This is a genomic window from Nocardia sp. NPDC060220 (assembly GCF_042727815.1).
GTDB lineage: Bacteria > Actinomycetota > Actinomycetes > Mycobacteriales > Mycobacteriaceae > Nocardia.
The window spans coordinates 1-2,529 of sequence record NZ_JBHWZY010000934.1; the positions used below are offsets into that span (position 1 = coordinate 1).

Consider the following 2,529-nt stretch of genomic DNA (forward strand, 5'->3'; position numbering starts at 1 on the left):
GTCCGAGGTGCCCAACGTGTCCTGTAGCTCGTGTTCTCCGTCGCTACCGACGAATTTTTCGGGCATCGGGCCCCCTCTGCTAGCCGTACCGGTTGATGCGGGCTTCTAGACGAAACCCCCGCTGTGACCGCAATCTCACCCAGTCTAGGGGACTCTCACTGCCGGTGGGGCGTGTCCATTGTTGCGAAGGATATGAAAGCTGAGTTTGCGCAACAGTTTCCGGACCCGGACTGATCAGGCCGGACCTACCGTCACCGGTACCCCGTTGAACACGGCGGTTCCGGACACCACGTCGACCACCGAATCATCGGTCAGCACATTGGCGTTCACGCCCGCGTGCGCCAGCGCGACCGACTGGGTGCTGCTCGCGCCGTGGCCCCAGCCGTGCGGCAGGCTCACCACGCCGCGCATGATCGTCGGCGTGAGCTCGACCTGCACCGTCAACGAGCCCGCCGCCGAGGTGATCTCGGCCTGTTCGCCGAGGCCGAGGCGGGTCGCGTCGTCGGGGTGGACCTGGAGAGTGCAGCGGTTGGAGCCACCGACCAGACCCGCGATGTTGTGCATCCAGCTGTTGTTGGAGCGCAGCTGACGTCGTCCGATCAGCACCATCGCGGGCGCGGTGCTCGCCAGCCCGGCGCGCAGCCGCTCCACGTCCGCGAGCAGTTGCGGCGGTGCCAGCTCGACCAGCTTCGACGCGGTGCGCAGGACACCGGGCAGTCGTGGGCGCAGTGGGCCGAGGTCGATGCCGTGCGGGTTGTCCAGGAGGGTTTTCAGGCTCAGGTCGCCGCCGTTCCACGCGCCGTACGGGCCGAGCTTGAGCATCAGATCGAGGCGCTGTTCGGTGGTGTCCGTGCCGGTCAGCTCGTCGCGGCGTTCGCTCATGCCGGCCTTGTGCAGGGTGCCGGCGATCACGAGCTCGTCGACCATCGCGATCGGACTGGCCGCGCCCGTCCCGGCATGCGGCTGACCACTCACCGCGGCGGCGAGCCGGGCCACCACGGCCGATTCCGAGGGCCGCTCGCCCAGCGCGACCAACGGCGGCGAGTAGCGGGCGTAATTGCGCACCGCGAACTGCAGCAGCGCGAAATCGAAGTGCGGTGACTGCACCGAACGCGGTGGCGGCAGGATCACGTTCGCGTGTCTCGTCGTCTCGTTGACGTAGCGATCCACACTGACCATGAACTCGAGCCCGGCCAGGCCACGGTCGAGTCGCGCACCGCTCGGCGCGGACAGCACGGGGTTGCCCGCCACCGTCACCAGCGCCTTGATCTGCCCCTCACCCGGTGTTTCGATCTCGTCGGCGAGGGTGGCGACGGGCAGTTCGCCCATGGCCTCCGGCAACTCGCGGACCCGGCTGGTCCAGCGGCCGAGGCGGAACGGCTTGCTGCGCTGCACCCCGCCCGCCGCGGCATCGGCGAACATGGCGCCGCCGGGGGAGTCCAGGTTGCCGGTGAGGGTGTTGACGGCGTCGACCAGCCACTGGGTGAGCGTGCCGAACTCGGCGGTGCACGTGCCGATCCGCGCGTAGACGGCCGACGTGGGCGCGGCCGCGAGTTCGCGGGCCAGCGCGCGGATGGTGCCGGCGGGGATGCCGGTGCGCTCGGCCACCGCTTCCGGTGGGAAATCGAGGGCGGCCGTGCGTAGTTCGTCGAGTCCGGCCACGTCGACGCGCACGTCGGTCAGGCCCTCGTCGAACAGCGTGTGCACGACCCCGAACAGCAGATACGCGTCCGAACCCGGCCGGATGAACAGGTGCTGGTCGGCGAGTGCCGCGGTTCTGGTCTCGCGCGGATCGACCACCACCAGCTTGCCCCCGCGCGCCCGCAACGCCTTCAGCCGCCCGGGGAAGTCGGGCGCGGTGCACAGCGACCCATTGGATTCGAGCGGATTGGCGCCCAGCATCAGCAGGAAGTCGGTGCGATCGAGGTCGGGGACCGGCACCGTCAGCGGGTCGCCGAACATGAGCCCGGCCGCGACCTGCTTGGGCATCTGATCGGCCGAGCTCGCGGTGTAGATGTGACGAGTGCTCAGCGCCCGGATCAGGACGGGCAGATAGAGCGCGCCCGCGACGGTGTGCGCGTTGGGGTTGCCCAGGTACACCGCGGACGCGCCACGGGGGATCTCGGCGAACGCGGCCGCGATGAGGTCGAACGCCTCGTCCCAGCCTGCCGCACGGAACCCGTCACCGTCGCGGATCAGCGGGGTGGTGACGAGGTCGGGATCGCCGTCGAGCTTGCCGAAGCTGGCGCCTTTCGGGCACAGGAAGCCCTTGCTGAACGGGTCGTCGCGGTCGCCGCGTACCGACAGCACCTGGTCGGCGTCGTCGAGGGTGACCGTGAGACCGCAGACGGCCTCACACAGCGGACAGGTACGCAGGAGCGAACGTGGAGCCATACCCCATGCTTACGCCCACTGGGGCGGGCGATGGCCGGAAACGCCGAAAACCCGCGAGCTGCGACGTCGGGGAGGCGTCGCGGATCGCGGGTTCGGGCTGGTTCAGGTCCGCTGGCCAGGGTCAGCGCCTGTCTC

Annotated in this window: 1 protein-coding gene; it reads right to left on the reverse strand. The window is 69.6% G+C overall.

The features are described from left to right. Window positions 1-234 precede the first annotated feature (234 nt). Window positions 235-2,394, reverse strand: coding sequence for a molybdopterin oxidoreductase family protein (locus ACFWF3_RS31910; RefSeq protein ID WP_379317512.1), 2,160 nt, complete (start codon window positions 2,392-2,394; stop codon window positions 235-237). Between the last annotated feature and the right edge of the window lie 135 nt (window positions 2,395-2,529).